The following is a 20,022-nucleotide window of genomic DNA, read 5'->3' as shown; positions in this document are numbered from 1 at the left end:
TCCCAATGGCCTTACAATTTTGTTTTTTAATATTGATCATCTGATTCCTGAGTTTTAATCACCTCACCTGAACTGTTTTTAACTCATTAAACAGGTGACAATGTTGAAAACCAAACATAAGGAAGTCTCCTCCCTGCATTTATAATCATTTTTCACTTGTAGGAATGATTGGCAATAGAATGTGAGAAGGAAATTCCCTGCTATGATAAATCGTTTGTCTGGCCGTTTTTGTTTCACTGCTTTCAATCATTGATTTCCCTATATTCGGGTTGGGGGCATATTGCGGGAAACTGCTCGATGAAATTTCAAGCAAGATTCGATGACCTGGAAGAAATACATTGCTTGTAGCCCACAAGTTAATTTCGTATTCAACGATTTCCCCATCCAGTTCTTTTTCAGCTCGATGGCCGTTCCGGTATTTTGCGTTGACGATTCCCTCGGTTAAAATAAGCGCTGTGCCATCCGGTGATTCATCCACAAGCTTTGCAGTAAAATCAGTGTCCGCTGCGTCAGTTGATGCAAACAACTTCACTTTAACCGGACCTGTTACTTCAAGTGCTTCTTTCAATGGCTCAGAAGTATAAACAAGCACGTCGTTCCGCTTTTCGATTTCGCTCTGATCATATGGCCCCATTGTAAGTGGGCCGGAAAAAAGTGTAGCTCCACCCTTTGTCGGTACAGGGTTTTGGGGATCATATATATATGAATCCGTCTTTTCACCCTCCTGCTCATTTCTGCTTAAGCGCCCATCACCTGTTTTCGTATTCGCTTTTCCATTACTGTGCAAATAATAACTCGTATATTCAGTCCGTTCAAGTGGCCATTCCATTTCATCACGCCATACATTAATCCCCATCACAAATATTTTCACGGGCGCTTCCTTCTCAATACCATTTTCGATGCCTTTCAGCCAGTGATTAAACCAGCGAATATGAAGGGTGGTAATATCTTCTTCAAGGTTAATCCAATCCCCGGACGCGTGCACTCCAAAAGAGCGTTCACCTTGGACCGAGGAAAAAAGGCCATGGCTCCATGGACCAACAATTAGTTTTTGAGTATTGCTTAGTTGGCCATTCACTTTGTTCATTTCCACGTAGTTTTCCAGAGTAGGGCCGATAAAACAATCATACCAACCGCCCAAATGAAAAGCAGGCAGCTGTATCCTATCAAATCTCCCAGTAATACTTGAATTCTGCCAATAAGTTTCGTCTTCGATTGGGTGATTCAAATGTTCAAAGAAAAAGTTATCTTCGTCCAGAACCTTTAATGGCGGCCAATCATTAATAGGTGCATATGCATACAATTCCTCAATATTGTTGAGGGAGTCAGCAAGCATTCGAAATTCTGAAGTCATTTCCTTATTTTTTTCATACTTCCGCTTCAGCAAATCAGGCATAATCGATTCCAATGTCCACGTTTCAAAAAGGCCGAGAGCAAAAGCCCCATTACGATAAACCGTTCCATTTCTTTGGTCATTCAGCGTCATTGCTGGAAAAATGGCGATTAAGTGTGGAGGTTTTTTTTCTGCTGCAAGCAGCTGCGTGTATCCATAATAGGATAGGCCAAACATGCCCACTTTTCCCGTAGAATACGAGAGTGAAGCCGCCCATTCCACTGTGTCGTATCCATCATCTGCTTCCTGGCTGAATGGCCGGAATTCTCCTTCTGACTGAAATCTTCCTCTCACATCCTGTATGATGACAACGAACCCATTTTCTACAAGCCGATGGGTGTCCAAATAACGATGGGAATAGAGGGGTAAGTCCTTACTGTACGGAAGCCTGGTCAATAACACCGGAAAATGCCCAGTCAAATTAGGTCTGTATACATCCGCATAAAGTACGGTGCCGTCCCTCATCGTGCATGGCACATTTTTTTCGACAACTATTTCAACTTTTTTCATCATAACCGCTCCTCTTAGCTATACCATTGTTTTGAGTTACTTTTGACTTTGAATTAATGATCCCCATTCTGTGTTCCTTTCGTAAAAACAAAGAGACCAAGTGCTTTTCTTTCCAAGCCTTGGCCTCTTCCTTTTTTATAAACGATTGGCTTAACACTTGGATGCATCATTATATTCCGATGACCATTCAAGTATATTGAATGATCCTTTATCAATTCACGTCAGACCTTGGATAAAATGATTGACTCGATGATATCCGTTACCCGGTCCCCCACTTCGGAAGTAGATGCCGTGCCATTCATATCGGGTGTGAGCACCCGGGCTTCCAGCAACAGTTGCTCAATTGCATCAAGAACAACCTTACCATGTGATTCATAGCCAAAAAAGTCGAGCATTTGGCTTGCTGACCAAATGGAGGCAAGCGGATTTCCGATACCCCTGCCTGCAATGTCAGGAGCTGAGCCGTGAATTGGTTCGAACATCGATGGAAATTCCCTTTCAGGATTAATGTTGGCACCGGCAGCAAGGCCGATTCCTCCGGCAAGCGCTGCTCCTAAGTCTGTTAAAATATCACCGAACAGGTTCGAAGTGACAACGACCTCAAAGCGCTTCGGGTCTTTGATCATCAGCATTGCCGCTGCGTCGACAAGATATGAAGCCGTTTCGACTTCGGGATATTCCCTGCTGACCTCTTCGAATACTTGATCCCAGAAAACCATCGAATAATTCAGGGCGTTGGCTTTAGAAATGCTCGTGAGCGATCTGCCTTCTTTTTTCGCGGTTTCAAAAGCATATCGGATGATCCTTTCCGTCCCTTTACGGGAAAACACACCGTTTTGCAGAACAACTTCATGTTCCTGCCCTTTAAACAGCCAATCTCCTGCGCCAGAATATTCACCTTCACTGTTTTCGCGGATGAACAGCATATCAATATCTTCACGTTTCACATCAACAAGAGGCAAGTGAGCCCCTTTTAATAATGTCACGGGCCGGATATTGACATACTGATCAAAACTTTTACGGATTTTCAATAATAGCTCCCATAGTGAAATATGGTCTGGAACGCCCGGAAACCCGACCGCTCCCAAATAAATCGCGTCAAACGCTTTCAGCTTTTCGATCCCATCATCATCCATCATTCTACCATTTTCGGCATAAAATTCGCAGCCCCATGGGAAGTATGTGAAATCCAATTGAAAACCTGAATCCAGTTCAGCCACTTTTTTTAATACTTTTATGCCTTCATTAATCACTTCAGGGCCAATGCCATCTCCTGCTATGACCGCAATTTTGAATTGTTTCATAAATGATCTCCTCGATTTTCAGTCTTGGTTCCAAACGACCAATTTCATTTCGGTCATTTCTTCCACAGCGTATTTAATGCCTTCACGACCAGTCCCGCTTTCTTTGACTCCGCCGTATGGCATTTGATCGACACGATAGGTCGGCACATCATTGATGATCACACCGCCTACATGCAATTCCCTTGATGCGTACAATGCGTTTTTCACATTGTTTGTGTATATCCCGGCCTGCAAGCCAAAGCGGGAATCATTCACTTGATCAATCGCTTCCTTCACTGAACCCACTTTATTTACAATGACAACCGGAGCAAATGCTTCCTGGCATGAAACTTTTAGCGTATGATCCGCATCTGTAATGATTGTCGGCTCAAGAATGTCACCTTGCAATTTCCCCCCTGCTGCGATCGTTGCCTTACTGCTTTTAGTTTCCTCAATCCAGCCCAATACACGTGCTGCTTCCCCTTTGGAGATTAAGGCGGAAATATAAGTATCCGGATCCAATGGATCGCCAATTCTAAGTTTTTTGGCCGCAGCAGTGAATTTTTCGACAAACTCTTCATACACTTCTTCATGTGCATATACACGTTGCAAAGAAATACAGACTTGCCCCTGATTGGAGAAGGCACCCATGATGCAACGATCGATAATTTTATCGATATCTATATCTTTATCAATGATTAAAGCCGAGTTCGAGCCAAGTTCAAGTGTGGTCTTTTTCAGACCAGCTTTGTTGCGGATTCCGATTCCGACGCTTGGGCTGCCCGTGAATGTGATCATGCTTACCCGATCGTTTTCTACAATCGCTTCTCCGACAGTGCCGCCCGGACCTGTCACTACATTTAATACGCCAGCCGGCAGACCCGCTTTTTCAAAAATTTCTGCGATGAAAAGTGCGGACAGCGGAGTTTGCGAAGCAGGCTTCAAAACAATGGTGTTCCCTGCAGCTATTGCCGGTCCGACTTTATGAGCCACTAAATTCATCGGGAAGTTAAATGGGGTGATGGCACCAATGACCCCGATCGGCTCTCTTAACGTGTAACCAATTCGGCCAACACCGCCTATGGCTGCATCAAAAGGAATTGTTTCACCGTGAATCCTTTTAGCCTCTTCAGCCGAGAACTTATACGTTTCGATGGTCCTTCCAACTTCCGCTTTTGCGAACATGATCGGTTTGGCTGATTCACGGGAAATGATTTCTGCCGCTTCTTCCGCATTCTCCATTAATAACGCGACAGCCTTCTCCAAAATATCCGCCCTTTGATAAGCTGGCATTTTTGCCATGACCTCGCGAGCATTGTAGGCGGCTGCAATCGCCTTTTCGGTCAGCTCTTTATCCGCCATGGCAATTTGGGCGATTTCTTCCCCGGAAAAAGGGGAATATAGCGGGGCATAGCTTTCCGTTTCGACTTTTTCGCCATTGATCATCAGAAATTGTTTCATCGATTTAAATTGATTCGCTAATTTACTCATTTAGGGCCTCCAATACCATTTCATGAAATTGAACAATTGCTTTTTCTGAAGAAGAATACCTACCTTTGTTAAAAGCACGGGAGCGGAAACCGATTTGTTCCAGCTCTACAAGTTCCACATCCTCTTGTCGGACTTGTTCAGCAAACGTAACAAGATCTTTCTCTTCCTGAGTCAAATTCTCATCGCGGAAATAATATGTGTAAACAGCCAAAGTCGTTTCGTGATCAATCGGAACCATTTGAATGGTTGCCATATTTCCGGGACCTGGATAGATGGTCAACATCAAGTTAGGCCACAGCCAGAAAAAGGATCCACCCTGCATTTCCGCCTGATTTAAATCGACCGTTCCGTAATTTTTATCCGGTTTAACGATCGAACCCTGCAGTGAATAGTTATCGCAGGTAATGATTTGGTAATCATCCATATCGAGCGCTGCAACAAAGCTTGGATGTGCTACATGGCAATGGTCACATTCTAAATAGTTATCTATGAACGCTTTCCAGTTTGCCTTAATCACCCTCGTTTTTTGACTTGTTCTTTTTAACTCACTTAAAAACGGATATTTACTTAAACGGTCAAAGAAATCGCCGTAGGATTCGCTAAGCGGTTTTGCATTATCATCCAAGTTTACAAAAATTAAAGATTCCAAGATTTCCATGCGAACGGAGCGTAAACAGGCATCTTGTACACAGGCTTCATCTTCTCCTTTAAAATTCGGCGCTTTGTTCAATTTCCCATCCAATTTGAATGTCCAACCATGATAACTGCATTGTAAAATTTTCTTCTTGCCTGATTCACTTTTTTCAAGCTTAGTGGCACGATGCGGACAAACGTTATAAAAAGCGCGAATCTCCTCATCCTGGCCGCGGTTCACTATGATCGGCTCGTTGGCTACTTCTGTCGTAAAGAATGATCCCACTTTTTCCAATTGGCTGACATGACCCACAAGCTGCCAAGATTTAGAGAATACTAGATCGATTTCCTTTTCGAGAACTTTCGGATCCGTGTATTTGTCATATGTCAATGTTCTCTCAAATGTACGATTTGTTACATTTTCCACCTTGTTATAAGCCATCATTCATTTCCCCCTAAAAAATGATTACTAGCATCCCTGCCATACTAGCTATTAAAATTTGATATTTTTTAATTGATCCGACCTTCCGCTTCAACCGGCTGACACTGGTATATTGGCGAAAGGTTCCGTCGCCAACTTAATCGAATCTGTCGGACAACCATCAAAAGCATCTTCCAAGTCTTCCTCCAGATCTTCGGATACTTCAGTTATTCCTGTGTTAGCATCCAGGATTGAAAAGGCGATTCCTTCATCGTTATAATCAAAAATTTCCGGTGCAGTCGCTCCACATGCCCCGCAAGCGATACATGTCTCCTGGTCAACTATTGTGTATGTAGCCATGTGGTTTCCCCCTTTTACATAATTAAACGGACGCTGTGCTTTTCTCTTTACCTCCCATTGTGCTCGTGCTGTGCAGCGGCTGAACTTTCGCACTTGGGTCGATATGAACTTTTGCATTGCTCACTGCTGTTGGAGCTTCACCGAACCCGCTAGCAATCAGCTTCACCTTACCTTCGTATGTGCAAATATCTCCTGCTGCGTATATGCCTTTGATATTCGTTTCCATTCTAGAATTGACAACGATGGAATTGTTTTCGATTTCAAGACCCCAATCCTTTATTGGCCCTATTGATGATACGAATCCATAATTGACAAGAACGTCATCGACCTCCAATTCAAACAGTTTTCCACTCTTTGCATCCGTCACAATCACTTTTTCTATATTTTCTTCCCCGATCAATCCGGCTGGGAGATAAGGAGTCAAGACCTCCACCTTGGATTGTTTCAAACGCTCTACACTGTGTTCATGGGCACGAAATTTATCCCTGCGGTGAATGAGTGTCACTTTTTCGGCTATCGGTTCAAGCATTAGCGACCAATCGACCGCCGAATCACCGCCACCGAACACAACCACTTTCTTATCGGCGAATTGACTCATATTCTGGACGAAATAATGAAGGTTGGCATTCTCAAATCTTTCTTCACCTTCAATTTTTAGTTTCCGAGGCTGGAATGCCCCGTTTCCAGCAGTAATGATTATCGCTTTCGTGTAATGTGTTTCTTCGGATGTCGTAATGGCAAACATCCCATCCGAAGTACGAACAATGGTCTCTACAGATTGATTAAGACAAATATCCGTTTTGAATTGACCCATTTGTTCCAGTAATCGATCGATGAGCTCTTGGGCCTGGATTTTCGGGAAACCCGCAATATCATAAATGTATTTTTCAGGGTACAAAGCAGATAGCTGCCCTCCCAATTGTGGGAGACTTTCAATGATTTTCACTGAAGCTTGGCGCATCCCCGCATAAAAAGCGGTGAACAAACCAACCGGTCCTCCCCCGATAATAGTGATGTCAGAGACTTCATACTTTTCTTCCAAATTCATTCCCCCCTAGATGTCTTCCTTGAAATAAGATAATTCTGCTTACTAGAATTCTGCTATGCTTAGATATCGATTCATGCAATAACTTGACATGCAAACGTAGCACTTCGTCAATTTCACCAATTGATAATTTTATATAATGCAATATGCATGCCAACCTCGAGAACCCCTCTTAATAAACAAAATATTTTGAATTCACTTTGAAAACGCTATCATACCGAGTTATAATTAACTCGAAATTGATGAAACATTATTCAGAATTCACTCATTCCCTTTTGAAAAGAGAGGATTACCTTATGAAAAGTACGGATTCAACTGAAAGTGTGGAGATGACGCTCCAAACTCTATTAAAAATTCTTGATCATTCCTCAGATGAGATTTTCGTCCTTGACGGCGAACAGCGGATTCTTTACGTCAACAAGGCATGTGAGCGCCATTACGGGCTGAAACCTACTGATGTCATCGGCAAATATAATGTTGACTTATTAGAAAAAGGGTACTGGAAGCCCTCCATCGTGCCTGAAGTATTTAAAAGGAAAAAGCCTTGCTACATGAAACTGCAAACGTATATAGGGACTGAATTGATGACATCCGCGATTCCAATTTTAAATGATGCGGGGGAAATTGAACTGGTCGTCACTACATCCACAGAAACCCAAACGTATAAAATGTTAAAAGCAAATGAAGCAAGTGGTGAGTCAAAAATCACTCAAGACGAAGATGAAACGGGGAGATTCATTACTAATAGCGGTAAAATCAACCGCATCCTCACTTTTTGTGAAAAGGTGGCGCCGACTGATTCCACGATTTTGATCCAAGGGGAATCTGGAACGGGAAAAGGAGTGCTTGCCCATTTCATCCACCGGATCAGTAAGCGGAAAAGTAAACCTTTCCTGACAATCAACTGTGCAGCCATTCCGGAAGAACTGCTCGAATCCGAACTATTCGGCTATTCAAAAGGTGCATTTACCGGTGCAAACAAAACTGGAAAACGCGGATTGATTGAATCCGCAGACGGTGGCACTGTCTTTCTTGATGAAATTGGGGAAATACCCCTCGCTCTGCAGGCAAAGCTTCTCCAAGTAATCCAGGACAAACAATTCATTCCCGTCGGCGGCAGTGAAATGAAAAAAGTCGACATCCGCATCGTCGCAGCAACAAACCAGAACTTAATAGAAATGGTCAATGATAAAAGATTCCGGGAAGATTTATTTTACCGTTTGAATGTGATTGATATTCAATTGCCTCCATTGCGAGAACGTAAAGAAGATATCATTCCCCTTACGTACAATTTTTTAAATAAGTTCAATGAAAGATATCATGAAAATAAAGTCATTTCGGAAGAATGCTTGAACCTATTAATTCATTATTCATGGCCCGGCAATGTACGCCAGCTCGAAAACTTGATTGAAAGGTTGGTCTTAATAAGTGACTCCGTTATTTTAATGTCCGACTTGCCTGAAATGATAACCGAGAACGTTGAACAGGTCACACAGATTGAACTCCCCACTTCTCTCGATAAAGCACTTGATGAAACGAAACGGATATTGATCAGGAAATCTTACCAAACATATAAATCATCAAGGAAAGTCGCGAAGGACCTCTCTATCAGCCAAACGAAAGCCTCAGCATTGATCCGGGAGTACTGTGGGGACTTAATGAATAAATAGGCACAATGAAAATGCCAATGTCTGTCTATCCTTAAACAAGTCCATTTGCCCCCAACCGAAACATGCTGGTCATTCGTTGCTAGTGATCGATGGTGAATGGTAAACACTTATATTCCAATTCATACGGGCTTCCATTTTAAATCAATCACTTAGCTATTAAATTCAGGTACGAACAGTAAATAAGAGACTTCCCCTTTGCGGGCAAGTCTCTTATTTTTAAGAAGATCCAACTATTTTTTCGCCTCTCGGCTTTGTACTATTTGAATCTGGTTCCCTTGTGATGCCAATTTGATTGAATTTATCATTAATGGATAGATTGTATGTCAATGATCCCGTGCCGGCTTCATCAGGCTTGAAAGTTCCTGCATTTGTCCGTTTTCCATCTTTCAGCAACCACACCTGATACACCTCGGACTTTTGAAGGCTCGGCAAATTCTGAATCTGAACGATTAACCTTCTTTCTTCACCTTGCTGCAAAATGTATGCAGCACCGTCCGTATTCATGTTTACAGCGGTCTTATCGGCAGGCTGCAAAGATAGCGATGTTTTAACCTCCATTGGCAGATCGATAGCTGCAAGTTCTTTTTTCAGTTGAATATTGGAATATAACAGCACGAACGCCAAAACCAGGGTGGCCAGCAAGAGACCTGAAGTGACTGGTGTAAACTGCTTAAAGAAAAAACTACTCCAATTCTTTTCCCTTCTCACCGGAACTTCATCATCAGTCTCAAAGACAAAATTCATAACCTCTGATTTCAGGGAAGAAGAAGGTTCTATTTCTTCGAAATCCCATTTCAATGACTTCCAGGCTTCCATCATTTGTTCATACTCCCTAGTGCATTCAGAGCATTGCATTAAGTGTTCCGTGAATGCTTTTTTTTCTTTTTCTCCCAGTTCACCCGATAAAAATGAAAGCAGGTTAGTGCACTCTTTATCCATTTACAAACCACCTACTTCCAAATACTTTTTCAACAATTTAAGCGACTGGTGAAGTCTGCTCTTGATGGTACCAATCGGTTCATTTTCAATTTTGGCAATTTCCGTTAACGAGTACCCTTTCCAATACAGTAAATCAATCAGCCTTTTTTGCGGCTTGCTTAACTTACTTTTTGCATTGGCAATTTCACTGTGTAATATTCCATTTTCTATATCATTATTAGGATCTTCTATGTCAATTGGATGGTTCATGTCCATGTGTTTGTTATTCCGGATATGAACGCTGTCTTTACGGACATAATCCACACACACATTTCGTGTAACGGTCAAAAGCCAGCTTACAAAGTGGCCCTTTTCGGGATTGTAACTGCTTTTTGTGGTCCAGAGCTTTAAAAAGACCAACTGCACAATCTCTTTTGTTTTTTCAGCATTTCCATTTGTGAACTTAAAAATAAATCCATAGATTAATTTAATATGCCGGTCATAAAGTTCTTCCAGAGCAGGACGATGCTTTTTCATTACTAATGCCATCAATTCCTTATCAAGTTTTTCTTTCAATCGCACCTGCAACTCCTCACAAGTAAATTTGGAAAAAACGTGTAACAGGAACGACCATCAGTGATCGTCCCCTTTTTCTTATTTTGGAAAAACCGTCTTGTTATTTACAATATACCAAACATTTTTCACACCTTCGCCATTGACATCTCCCGCTGCCTTATCATTCACAAAATAGTAGAGTGGAAATCCTTTGTACGTTACCTGCTCTTCCCCTGTATCTTCCCTTTTAATGGTTCCAAAGTCTTTTTCCTCAAATCCTTTAGGGGCGGCAAAATCCCTTTCCATGAACGGTGGCCATTTTTTGAGACAATCACCCATGCAATTGCTTTTTCCTGATTTATCATTCTTGAAAAAGTAAAGTGTCATTCCCTTGGAATCAGCCAGGTATTCGCCTGTTGTTTCACTTTCCAATAATTTTAGGCTTACTGCTTTTTCATCGGCAGTACCACTAACCACTTGATCATTTTGGGGTGAATCATCTGCTTCATTTCCACATGCCGCCAAAACTAGGACCATCATAAAAACTGAAAATACCATCCACTTTTTCATATACTCTCACTCCTCATAAATTTTACTTCCATCCCCATTTTTGAAATACTTGATGGGATTCTTCCGTTTTAAGATAATCAATGAATTGTTTTGCTTTTTTCTTGTTTTCACTCTTACTTGTTATGCTTACCGGGGTCCCTCTATAGAGCTTGTCTTCTTCAGGAAGTTGAACCAGGTCCGTCACATCCGCCAGACGGTAATGCCAGGATTCATATGTAATCCAGGCGTCCAATTTAGAATTTGCCTTCCATAGATCGATAGCTTCTGCACTGGACTTCACTGAAATGTCAATATTCCTGCTAATTCCGGGGATCAACCCTTTTCCTCCAGCCAAATCTTCCCATAGCCCCAGTTGCCCGGCACCATTAACATCCACAATCTTTACGCCCTCATTCGTTAAATCCTCCAATGACTGTATATTCTTTGGGTTTCCTTTTCTAACCAGAATTCCAGCTGACCGTGCATACAAATCTGTACGTTTTTTTTCATCAAGGATCTCCGGATGATCATGCATGAATTCAGTCAGCATATACTCGGACCCTCCGTAAATGATATCCGCATCCCGTTTGGCTTGATCAATCCATTTTTCTTCGGGTCCCGCTGTAACTTCAACTTTTATCCCCGTTTCTTTGGTGAATTGTTCCGCCACTTCCTTGATAGGCCCAAGAGGGCCACCTGGACCGTATACTTTTACGACATCGTTGACAGCTTGCCCCCGTTTCGTACCCATTTCCGGTGAAAATCCTAACAGTACTGCCATTAATGAAATCCACCCGACAAAAATGACCTTTTTCAAGTCTTTCTTCTCTCCCTTCTAAAAAGCCTTTGTACTATAGATAACGGGACAAACTTCCAAACGGTTTGAAAAAAATTGTTAATTATTTTTATAAAACTTGTTCCCAAATATTTGACCCTATTTTTAGGTCTATAACGAATATCATCCTACTGCCAAATAATTTGGTAAAATGATCCTCAGCTATTCTACTTTTTCACTCATAACAAAAAAACCCCATTCGAAAAAGTATCTATTTTCGAATGGGGCATGTCATTAATAAAAATTGTTTTATTTTCGGTTCTTTAGATTCAGGGCGACTAGGGTAGGACAAACATACTCTTTCAATTCTCTTAAACCAAGTGGCAGAAAGGGTTAGCTTGATTTGCTTCCCTTTCTCTGTCTATTTCTTTTTCTAACCATAGCAATCACCAACAATAACAGAGGTATAATCGTTTGCATCAAAATTCCATGAAAAGGGAAGGCGACGATATCATATCGACTGACAGCCATAGAGCTAGGATACGACCAAAAGCTGAATTCTACAATCAAAATCCCTATCGGCCATACAACAGGACGATAGTCGGAGAGATTCAGCCACTGCGCGGTACCTAAAGCAGCCGCATAATAAAACACAGAAATTTTGACAAACGCTCCTACTATCCATACGGCCATGATGGCGGACTCCAAATGTTCAAAAAAGTCGGCCAAACTGATGTACCGAGATACATTCATCATGGGATAATTCTTCGTGGCTGTTGTTGACCCGAGTACAAAAAGAACCAGAAGATTCACCACAATTAACGTCATCATCACGGCAAAAACAGACATCATCCCGGATTTCATCCCTTTTTTCATATCGGTTAAAAAAGGGAGGAGAAAAATCATCAAAAAAAACTCGCTAAACCATCCACCCGGTATAATTGAACCCTTGATTGGAGGCATAATTCCATTCCCCAATATCGGGAATATATTCTTAAATTCAAGATCTGGGCCCAGTAGGACGATTAAAAGGAGGAGTGGAAAGATAAAAACAGGAACCAACAATTGGGCAGCTCTCCCCATCGCCTCTATCCCTCCACGGACGATAAAGGCACAGAGGAGTACCATCGATGCCATGATCACGCTAATCGGGGTTTTGACCAGAAAAGAGTCAACAATAAATTCTCCGTAACTTCTTAGGATTTGCCCTGTGATCGGGATATAAAAAAACAAGAATAAAAAACCGAGAATTTTCCCCGGAATCTGACCAATGATCTGTTCACTGAATTGGATAACCGTTTGTTTCGGATAAAGTTTGTGCAGTTTATAAGTGATATACACCGTCGCATACCCGATGAGAGACGCCAAAATGGGGGACAGCCATAAATCAGTTTTGGCATATTTCGCTGTGATGCTTGGAACACCGAGAACAGCCGTTGCCACAATCGTCGGATACATCATGAATGCCATCTGTAAAGATGAAATTTTACCTTTCTCCATCATCTTCCTCCTTTCCGTGATAGTATGTAAATTTGAAATCATGCAGCTAACAGATAGATTTACTTTTCATATACTCTTCAATCGGCTTAAAAAAGAGTTTCAATCCATTCAGCTGGTTTCGGTTCCTTTATGATTTCTTTTCCTTACAACAGCAATCACCAACAATAACAGAGGTATAATTGTTTGCATCAAAATTCCTTGTAAAGGGAAGACGCTTGTATCATTGCGATTGACATCAATAGTACTAGGCAACGACCAAAAACTGAATATGACAATCAAAATCCCTATCGGCCATACAACAGGACGATAGTCGGAGAGATTCAGCCACTGCGCTGTACCTAAAGCAGATGCATAATAAAATACGGAAATTTTCACAAACGCCCCTACTATCCATACCGCCATGACGGCGGACTCCACATGTTCAAAAAAGTTGGCCAAACTGATGTATCGAGATACATTCATCAAGGGATAATTCTTTGAGGGTGTTGTTGACCCGAGTACAAAAAGAACCAAAAAATTCACCACTATTAACGTCATCATCACGGCAAAAACTGTCATCATCCCGGATTTCATCCCTTTTTTCATATCCGCCAAAAAAGGAAGAAGAAAAATGATCAGAAAAAACTCGCTGAACCATCCTCCAGGTATAATCGCACCCTTGATTGGGGGCATTAAGCCATTTTCCAATACCGGGAATATATTCTTAAAATCGAAGTCAGGAATCAGCAAGATGATTAAGATACAGATTGGAAAAATAAACACCGGTACAAACAACTCAGCAGATCGCCCCAACACTTCTATTCCCCCGCGTACGATGAACGCACACAGAAGTATCATCGATAACATGATCACACTAATCGGGGTACGTACCAGAAAAGAGCCGACAACAAATTCTGCGTAGGCTCTAAGGATTAGACCCGTGTTCTGGATATAAAAAAACAAGAGTAAAAAACCGAAAATTTTCCCCGGAATCCGACCAATGATTTTTTCAGTGAATTGGAAAACCGTTTGTTTTGGATAAATTTGGTGCAGTTTATAAGCGATATACACTGTCAGAAACCCTATGAGCGCAGCAAAAATGGGGGACAGCCATAAATCTGTTTTGGCATATTTGGCAGTGATGCTTGGAACTCCGAGAATAGCCGTTGCTACTATCGTCGGATACATCATGAATGCCATCTGCAGAGATGAAATTTTTCCTTTCTCCATCTGCTCCCTCCTTTCTTTAATGGAATGATTTTAATCTCGCAACACCCACTAATAGATTCACTTTTCCATAAACTCTCCAAATGGCCTGAAAAGAGTTTCCACCCATTGAGTGGGTCCTGACATCTGTGGGAGATTGAACATGGACAGAACCAAGCCAGTGAAGAGCAGTGTAAGAAATGCCACTTTATCTTTTTTGGGATTTTTTTTCATTTTCGGCCATTCAAACAAAATGATTAAAGCTACGATCACGGTTGTACATAAAAAAGCCCCCCATCTCACTTGTCCTTCACCTCATTTTCAGACATTCCTGCCGGTTTGTTTATATAGCCCTGTCTTCGAATATGGGCCGCAACATCGATTTCCACTTCCATCTCAGCGAATATATCATCCCAGTGGTTTTCGACCTTATTAAACTGTTTAGGATATTTCCTATAGAAATCTTTACCCAACCCTAAAATGTCCGCTTTCTTATCCTGAATATGCAGAAAAGCCATCTCGATGCGATTTTCTATATCTTTTTGATATGCTCGTTCTGCAGCATTAATAGATTTTGGACTTGAAAGGTCTAAATTCGTTTCATTTTGTATAACAGCTCCTTCTGTATTTACCTTCACCAAAAATCTCCATTTATTATTGATAATTTGCGGAATGATCTTGACTTGGGCTGTCACTGGATTTAAAGAAATCTCCCCTTTCATACCTTTAGGTTGAAAGGTCACGGTATATGATTCAATTTCATCTCTTAACCACAATAGCCCTCTTGTTTCCTTTTCCGTCATCGTCCCGGTCATCTTATCTTTTTTAAAAACGGCTGTTCCGACAATGTAAGGAATTCCCTGTAATTTCGTTTGCCCTTTCGCTGGCGGCAATATTTTAACGAATGGAAGTGCAGCCGATTGAGGCTTACCCGTTAACATTTCATCTAAATCCTGTAGTGTGACCAGCATCCCAATATGTAAATCAGATAGTTCTCTAAGCACTTCCCCTGAATAGTTTTCCAGGGGTGGCAAAGATTCAAGGATAGGCTTTGCTTTCCCTTTGCTGACATACACATTTGCTTTCTCTCTTGGCTGCGGATGGCGCAGCAAAAAATCCAGCTGCTCTTGAATTCCTTCCTTCGCTAACTTTTCACCGAATACAAATACTTTACAATGTCCCCAAAATATTTTTCGCGGAAGCCTGCTTTGAAGCTTAGACAATGCATCTGCAATATTGGAGCCTTTTGCAGATCTCACCATTGTCGTAACCCCACTCCCCCCTTGACTGCTCCCTCCTTGACCGCCTCCACTGCTTATTGAACTTGGAATAAAGACCTGGACGGATAGTTCGATTTGATTATTCCCCTTCTTATCGATGGCGGCTGCTGTGACAATCGCCAAGTCAGTGATTTCTATTCGATCCCAACAACCGCTTAGAAAAGGGGTCGTTCCACAAATAACGAGCAAAAGAAGGACGTTTTTCATGAAATGACGCCTCTTTCCTTTCTCCAATATCCTTTTTCGCCTCCAGCTATTATTCACTCCGTTTCACTCCCCCTTTTTGGATTTGGACTCTGTTCCGGGGCTTGACGGTATACATTAGAATCCCCTGTGAGACGCGGGCGTGTATCCATCATCCACCAAGGGGCTCTCCACAGCACATCTTTCAGCTCTTTACCTTTTAACGGCGCCAGTGGCGCTAAGTATGGAACGCCAAAGGACCGTAAGCTGCATAAGTGAATGACTATGGCGATGATTCCCATCACGATGCCAAGCAGTCCTAAGGTACCGGCAAGCAGCATCATTGGGAAACGCAGCATCCGGAAAGTAATTCCGGCAATATAACGGGGCATCATAAAAGAAGCGATTCCCGTAATCGCAACCACAATGACCATTGGCGCTGAAACCAACCCCGCTTGTACGGAAGCTTGACCAATCACTAGCGCTCCAACAATGCTGACAGCGGAACCTACTTGCTTCGGCAATCGGACCCCAGCCTCTCTCAGTGCTTCAAAGGTTATCTCCATCATCAATGCCTCAACTAAGGCTGGGAAAGGGACCGCTTCCCGGGATGCTGCTACGCTTAGCAGGAGTGCGGTTGGAACCGCCTCATGATGGAACGTTAAAATAGCAACATAAAGTGAAGGAAGCAAAAGAGATAATCCCATAAAAAAATATCGTAACCAACGGATAAAAGTGCCTGCCATAAAACGTTGAGCATAATCCTCTTGTGATTGAATCAAAGAAAAGAAGGATATTGGTGCAATTAAAGTAAAAGGGGTTCCTTCTACAAGAATGACAGCTCGTCCCTCCAGCAAGCTGGCACAGGCTACATCCGGCCGTTCTGTCGACATAATCTGAGGGAAAGGTGAAAACGGATTGTCCTCGATCATTTCCTCGATGTACTCGCTTTCTAAAATTCCGTCTATTTTAATTCGTTCCAACCGAGTTGTAATCTCTTCAATCAATGTTTTATCCGCAAGGCCATCAATATAAGCAATTGAAACATTTGTCCTGGTAAGAGTTCCAATCTTCATCGATTGTATTTTAAGGGCAGGACTTTTGATAATACGTCGCAATTGGGACGTATTTACTTCTAGAGATTCAATAAATCCCTCTCGTGACCCCCTAACTCCCCCCTCTGCCACAGGTTCTTCAATCGCCCGCTTTTCCCATTTGGACAATCCCAGAGAAAATCCATCGCTTCCCCCTTCATATAGAAGGATCGGGTTTCCAGAGGAAATCGATTCAATGCAATCCGCCAACATATTCACTTTTACCACTTTAGGAACGGGCATTTTATGTTCAATAAACTCATTTAATGGTTGTGGTTCTTTTGATGACTCTTGCATGAGTGGAGATAGCACATATTGCTCTATCGCCTCGATGTCTGAGAGTCCCGCAATGTAAATGAGCATCGCCCGCGTCTTTCCGAAAAGTAAGAACGAGCGGAACATGACATCCGAGCAATTATCATAAACAGAACGAAGTGTTTCTACATTTTGACTGAAATTCACATCAAGTGAATCTGCAGGCTTGGAATCCAGGTAATCATTTTGTACCAGGGATTTTTTTTCTTTCTTTTTTCTTAACAATTTGCCAACATTACGAATCAAGCTGGTTACCCCCATTTTTTTGCAGGTCGCTCTAACTCCATTTTTCTATGTTTCTTCATTAAGGGTATTTTATACAGAAAATCCTGATTCCAGCATGAACTTATATTTAGCAGAATTGAAAAGCTACGTTATAAGTTGATATTGAATAAATCGTAAACCTTTGTGATATCCTGTTTGTAATTAATAACTAAGGGGTATAACAAAAACCGAGGCTACAGATTAGTCGAATATATCGTCTCTGTTTAAGTATGGATTTTGACCAAGATATGCAAGGCCATAAAGTAGGGGATACTTTTTAAAGGATGTATATTCTCTTTAAAATACCTCTGCTTTTTTATCTTTTTCATAGAAGTTTCATGGGCAATCAGACTAAAACATTAGAAGATAAGGGAGATTCTATGTCATTCTTAATCACATTGCTCGGATTATTGGTTTCCACAATAATCGCTACAATATTAAATGCCAAATGGACTCGTATTCCACTACCGATATATCAGATATCCATGGGAGCAGTGCTTTCATTATTGCCATTTCAATTATCGTTGGATTTTCATTCAGAATTATTCATGATCTGTGTCATAGCTCCGCTGTTCTTTACAGAAGGAAAAAATACGTCCCGTAAAGAAATGCTTGAATTACGAAAGCCTATTCTGTTATTGGCCTTTGGGTTAGTATTCGTGACCGTTTTTGCAGGAGGTTTTTTCATCCACTGGTTAATACCCGATTTGCCGATGGCTGTCGCTTTTGCTTTAGCAGCCACGATTACCCCTACGGATGCCGTAGCGGTACAATCGATTACAAAAGGATTGAAATTGCCCGGAAATATGATGCCCATCCTTGAAGGTGAATCACTTTTCAATGATGCTGCTGGAATCGTTGCTTTTAAAGTTGCCTTGGCAGCTGCTTTAACTGGAGTATTTTCTATAAAAGATGCTTCGCTTAATTTTATATTTGTAGCTTTAGGCGGTATTTTTATAGGTATCCTATTAGGCTATTTAATCGTTAAATTACGATTATTTTTACGGGTTCATGGACTTGAAGAAATCTCCATGTCCATTGTTATTGAACTGATTACGCCTTTTGCCATATATATGGTAGCTGAAGAATTCCATGTATCCGGCATCCTGGCAGTGGTTGCTGCAGGTGTAATACATGGCATCGAGCGGGATCGCCTGCAGAGCTCCACTACTAAATTGCAAATTGTATCAACTAATACATGGTCTGTATTAGGTTATGTTTTGAATGGACTTGTATTTGCCTTGTTAGGATTCATGTTGCCGAGTATTTATCAGGAAATTGAGTCCGGCTTAAATAGGGGTAATCTTTTTGGGATAAGTGTTTTGATTGTTCTTTTATTATTGATGATCCGTTTTATTTGGGTATACATTCTGCATGATACTTTTACGAAAAACAGAGTGAATCCATTAGAACAATTCATCATGTCAAGGGTTCATCCAGAAGATAGCAATGACACCGATGAGGAGAATGTTTCAAGATCACGATTTGCATTTTTGACATCCGTTAGCGGCATTCATGGAACCATTACATTAGCTACAGCTTTATCCATACCATATTTCATGCCGGATGACACTTTATTCCCAATGCGTAATACAGTCTTGTTTATCGCAGCTTGCGTTATATTGTTAAGCGTCATATTGGCTACAGTTCTCTTGCCATTACTGGTAAAGACACCGATTGAATTTAAAGATGAACGCCTAACCACTGAAGAGGCTTATAAAATTGTTTTAAATAAAACGATCAATCAGCTGAGCAAAGAAGCAACCATCAATAATCAGAAAGCTGTCAATCAAGTGATGGAAGATTTAAATGAACAACTGATAGATTTGGAGAGGGGAATAACGAATAGACCGGATAATCGGACAATACGAGATTTAGTGGAGATAGGTGCCAACAAGGAATTGGAGGTCGTTTCCGGATTAGTCGAAAAAGGGACTATATCGGAAACAGCCTTTGAACTTTATAAAGTGTATATTTCAAGAACCTTAAATTATATGCAAAAATCGTCGTTGAAAAGGGCTTTGATCAATTTGCAGGCGATTCTTTTCAAGAAAAAGATCAATGTCAAATGGGATAAGAAATGGGAAGCAAAATTAGAGGACTCCATCGTTAAAAATGCTGACCTGATCCGGGAGTTCCGTAAAGCACAAAAAGAAGCTTCAAAGGAAGCTATTTCATTGATCAAACAACAAACTACACCTAAAAACCGTCATGAAGTCATGCTTGTCATTCAAAGATATAATCGTTATTTGAATCCATTCGCAACATTAAGTGAAAAAGAAGCAAATCGCTTTAAAGAGATGGTGAGTCACTTTCAGTTGAATGTGATGCAAATCGAACGTGATATCATTCAGCAAATGGTTGAAGATGAGCAAATATCCATGCAAACGGCAACTGAGCTTAGGCAAAACTTAATCTATGATGAAATGTTAATGATACAAAATTGATAAATTATAAAGAGACACCGATACAACAGGGAGCGGTGTCTCTTTATTTATATCCAAAGGGGGTAAACAAATGGAGTAATACCACAGGAAAAATGAAATGAAAAGACCTGCTATAGATCAAGCAGGGATAAGGGATTTCAGTTTAAGTTGG

At 41.3% G+C, this 20,022-nt stretch carries 17 protein-coding genes; 2 read left to right on the top strand and 15 right to left on the bottom strand.

Annotated elements, in window-relative coordinates:
- Positions 1–145 precede the first annotated feature (145 nt).
- The 6 genes from MKY17_RS04230 to MKY17_RS04205 all read right to left on the bottom strand — a co-directional run bounded on the left by MKY17_RS04230 (position 146) and on the right by MKY17_RS04205 (position 7,133).
- The gene (locus MKY17_RS04230) at positions 146–1,906 is read right to left on the bottom strand and encodes a CocE/NonD family hydrolase (protein ID WP_098370895.1); all 1,761 of its coding nucleotides are present in this window, start codon (positions 1,904–1,906) and stop codon (positions 146–148) included.
- 218 nt (positions 1,907–2,124) lie between these two features.
- Positions 2,125–3,207: a tartrate dehydrogenase gene (locus MKY17_RS04225; protein WP_098370894.1), complete on the bottom strand. Its 1,083-nt coding sequence runs from the start codon at positions 3,205–3,207 to the stop codon at positions 2,125–2,127.
- Positions 3,208–3,225: 18 nt separating this feature from the next.
- Positions 3,226–4,677: an aldehyde dehydrogenase family protein gene (locus MKY17_RS04220; RefSeq protein ID WP_098370893.1), complete on the bottom strand. Its 1,452-nt coding sequence runs from the start codon at positions 4,675–4,677 to the stop codon at positions 3,226–3,228.
- Positions 4,670–5,752 (bottom strand): ring-hydroxylating oxygenase subunit alpha, encoded by a 1,083-nt coding sequence (locus MKY17_RS04215; protein ID WP_098370943.1) that lies wholly within the window; start codon positions 5,750–5,752, stop codon positions 4,670–4,672. The genes MKY17_RS04220 and MKY17_RS04215 overlap by 8 nt, the downstream gene beginning before the upstream one ends.
- Positions 5,753–5,842: 90 nt before the next feature.
- The gene (locus MKY17_RS04210) at positions 5,843–6,091 is read right to left on the bottom strand and encodes a ferredoxin (RefSeq protein WP_098370892.1); all 249 of its coding nucleotides are present in this window, start codon (positions 6,089–6,091) and stop codon (positions 5,843–5,845) included.
- Positions 6,092–6,113: 22 nt separating this feature from the next.
- Positions 6,114–7,133, bottom strand: a complete 1,020-nt coding sequence (locus MKY17_RS04205; RefSeq protein ID WP_141993776.1) for an NAD(P)/FAD-dependent oxidoreductase — start codon at positions 7,131–7,133, stop codon at positions 6,114–6,116.
- Between the two features lie 299 nt (positions 7,134–7,432).
- Here MKY17_RS04205 and MKY17_RS04200 point away from each other — a divergent pair, with 299 nt between their 5' ends.
- Positions 7,433–8,806 carry a sigma 54-interacting transcriptional regulator gene (locus MKY17_RS04200; protein WP_339201396.1) on the top strand — a complete coding sequence of 458 codons (1,374 nt, stop codon included), beginning with the start codon at positions 7,433–7,435 and terminating at the stop codon, positions 8,804–8,806.
- Between the two features lie 216 nt (positions 8,807–9,022).
- Here the strand turns inward: MKY17_RS04200 and MKY17_RS04195 are convergent, their stop codons facing one another.
- From MKY17_RS04195 to MKY17_RS04155, 9 genes are all read right to left on the bottom strand, one after another.
- Positions 9,023–9,745: an anti-sigma factor gene (locus MKY17_RS04195; protein ID WP_098370889.1), complete on the bottom strand. Its 723-nt coding sequence runs from the start codon at positions 9,743–9,745 to the stop codon at positions 9,023–9,025.
- Positions 9,746–10,300: a sigma-70 family RNA polymerase sigma factor gene (locus MKY17_RS04190; protein ID WP_098370888.1), complete on the bottom strand. Its 555-nt coding sequence runs from the start codon at positions 10,298–10,300 to the stop codon at positions 9,746–9,748.
- A 78-nt stretch (positions 10,301–10,378) separates the two neighbouring features.
- Entirely contained in the window at positions 10,379–10,849 is a 471-nt protein-coding gene (locus MKY17_RS04185; protein WP_098370887.1) for a hypothetical protein, read from the bottom strand.
- Between the two features lie 22 nt (positions 10,850–10,871).
- Entirely contained in the window at positions 10,872–11,609 is a 738-nt protein-coding gene (locus MKY17_RS04180) for an extracellular solute-binding protein (RefSeq protein ID WP_339201393.1), read from the bottom strand.
- Positions 11,610–11,996: 387 nt separating this feature from the next.
- A complete protein-coding gene (locus MKY17_RS04175) occupies positions 11,997–13,103 on the bottom strand; it encodes an endospore germination permease (protein ID WP_098370886.1) in 1,107 nt (368 codons plus the stop codon).
- Between the two features lie 108 nt (positions 13,104–13,211).
- Positions 13,212–14,312: an endospore germination permease gene (locus MKY17_RS04170; protein ID WP_098370885.1), complete on the bottom strand. Its 1,101-nt coding sequence runs from the start codon at positions 14,310–14,312 to the stop codon at positions 13,212–13,214.
- Between the two features lie 57 nt (positions 14,313–14,369).
- Complete coding sequence (locus tag MKY17_RS04165) at positions 14,370–14,591, bottom strand: hypothetical protein (protein ID WP_098370884.1); 222 nt, start codon at positions 14,589–14,591, stop codon at positions 14,370–14,372.
- Positions 14,588–15,775 carry a Ger(x)C family spore germination protein gene (locus tag MKY17_RS04160; RefSeq protein WP_142323952.1) on the bottom strand — a complete coding sequence of 396 codons (1,188 nt, stop codon included), beginning with the start codon at positions 15,773–15,775 and terminating at the stop codon, positions 14,588–14,590. Before MKY17_RS04160 ends, MKY17_RS04165 begins: the two co-directional genes overlap by 4 nt.
- A gap of 53 nt (positions 15,776–15,828) precedes the next feature.
- Positions 15,829–17,337, bottom strand: coding sequence for a spore germination protein (locus MKY17_RS04155; RefSeq protein WP_286176994.1), 1,509 nt, complete (start codon positions 17,335–17,337; stop codon positions 15,829–15,831).
- A 467-nt stretch (positions 17,338–17,804) separates the two neighbouring features.
- On the opposite strand from MKY17_RS04155, the gene MKY17_RS04150 reads away from it, so the two are divergent.
- Positions 17,805–19,871 (top strand): Na+/H+ antiporter, encoded by a 2,067-nt coding sequence (locus MKY17_RS04150; RefSeq protein WP_339201391.1) that lies wholly within the window; start codon positions 17,805–17,807, stop codon positions 19,869–19,871.
- Positions 19,872–20,022: the final 151 nt, after the last annotated feature.

Origin of the sequence: Peribacillus sp. FSL P2-0133 (assembly GCF_037975445.1) — a bacterium.
Taxonomy (GTDB): domain Bacteria; phylum Bacillota; class Bacilli; order Bacillales; family DSM-1321; genus Peribacillus; species Peribacillus simplex_E.
The sequence above is the reverse complement of the archived record's forward strand: the minus strand, read 5'-3'. Positions and strand labels throughout refer to the sequence as shown.

Excerpts from the sequence above, each read along its gene's own strand:
- MKY17_RS04230 (WP_098370895.1), bottom strand. The coding sequence starts at position 1,906 with ATGATGAAAAAAGTTGAAATAGTTGTCGAAAAAAATGTGCCATGCACG.
- MKY17_RS04225 (WP_098370894.1), bottom strand. The coding sequence starts at position 3,207 with ATGAAACAATTCAAAATTGCGGTCATAGCAGGAGATGGCATTGGCCCT.
- MKY17_RS04220 (WP_098370893.1), bottom strand. The coding sequence starts at position 4,677 with ATGAGTAAATTAGCGAATCAATTTAAATCGATGAAACAATTTCTGATG.
- MKY17_RS04215 (WP_098370943.1), bottom strand. The coding sequence starts at position 5,752 with ATGGCTTATAACAAGGTGGAAAATGTAACAAATCGTACATTTGAGAGA.
- MKY17_RS04210 (WP_098370892.1), bottom strand. The coding sequence starts at position 6,091 with ATGGCTACATACACAATAGTTGACCAGGAGACATGTATCGCTTGCGGG.
- MKY17_RS04200 (WP_339201396.1), top strand. The coding sequence starts at position 7,433 with ATGAAAAGTACGGATTCAACTGAAAGTGTGGAGATGACGCTCCAAACT.
- MKY17_RS04195 (WP_098370889.1), bottom strand. The coding sequence starts at position 9,745 with ATGGATAAAGAGTGCACTAACCTGCTTTCATTTTTATCGGGTGAACTG.
- MKY17_RS04185 (WP_098370887.1), bottom strand. The coding sequence starts at position 10,849 with ATGAAAAAGTGGATGGTATTTTCAGTTTTTATGATGGTCCTAGTTTTG.
- MKY17_RS04180 (WP_339201393.1), bottom strand. The coding sequence starts at position 11,609 with ATGGCAGTACTGTTAGGATTTTCACCGGAAATGGGTACGAAACGGGGG.
- MKY17_RS04175 (WP_098370886.1), bottom strand. The coding sequence starts at position 13,103 with ATGGAGAAAGGTAAAATTTCATCTTTACAGATGGCATTCATGATGTAT.
- MKY17_RS04170 (WP_098370885.1), bottom strand. The coding sequence starts at position 14,312 with ATGGAGAAAGGAAAAATTTCATCTCTGCAGATGGCATTCATGATGTAT.
- MKY17_RS04160 (WP_142323952.1), bottom strand. The coding sequence starts at position 15,775 with ATGAAAAACGTCCTTCTTTTGCTCGTTATTTGTGGAACGACCCCTTTT.
- MKY17_RS04150 (WP_339201391.1), top strand. The coding sequence starts at position 17,805 with ATGTCATTCTTAATCACATTGCTCGGATTATTGGTTTCCACAATAATC.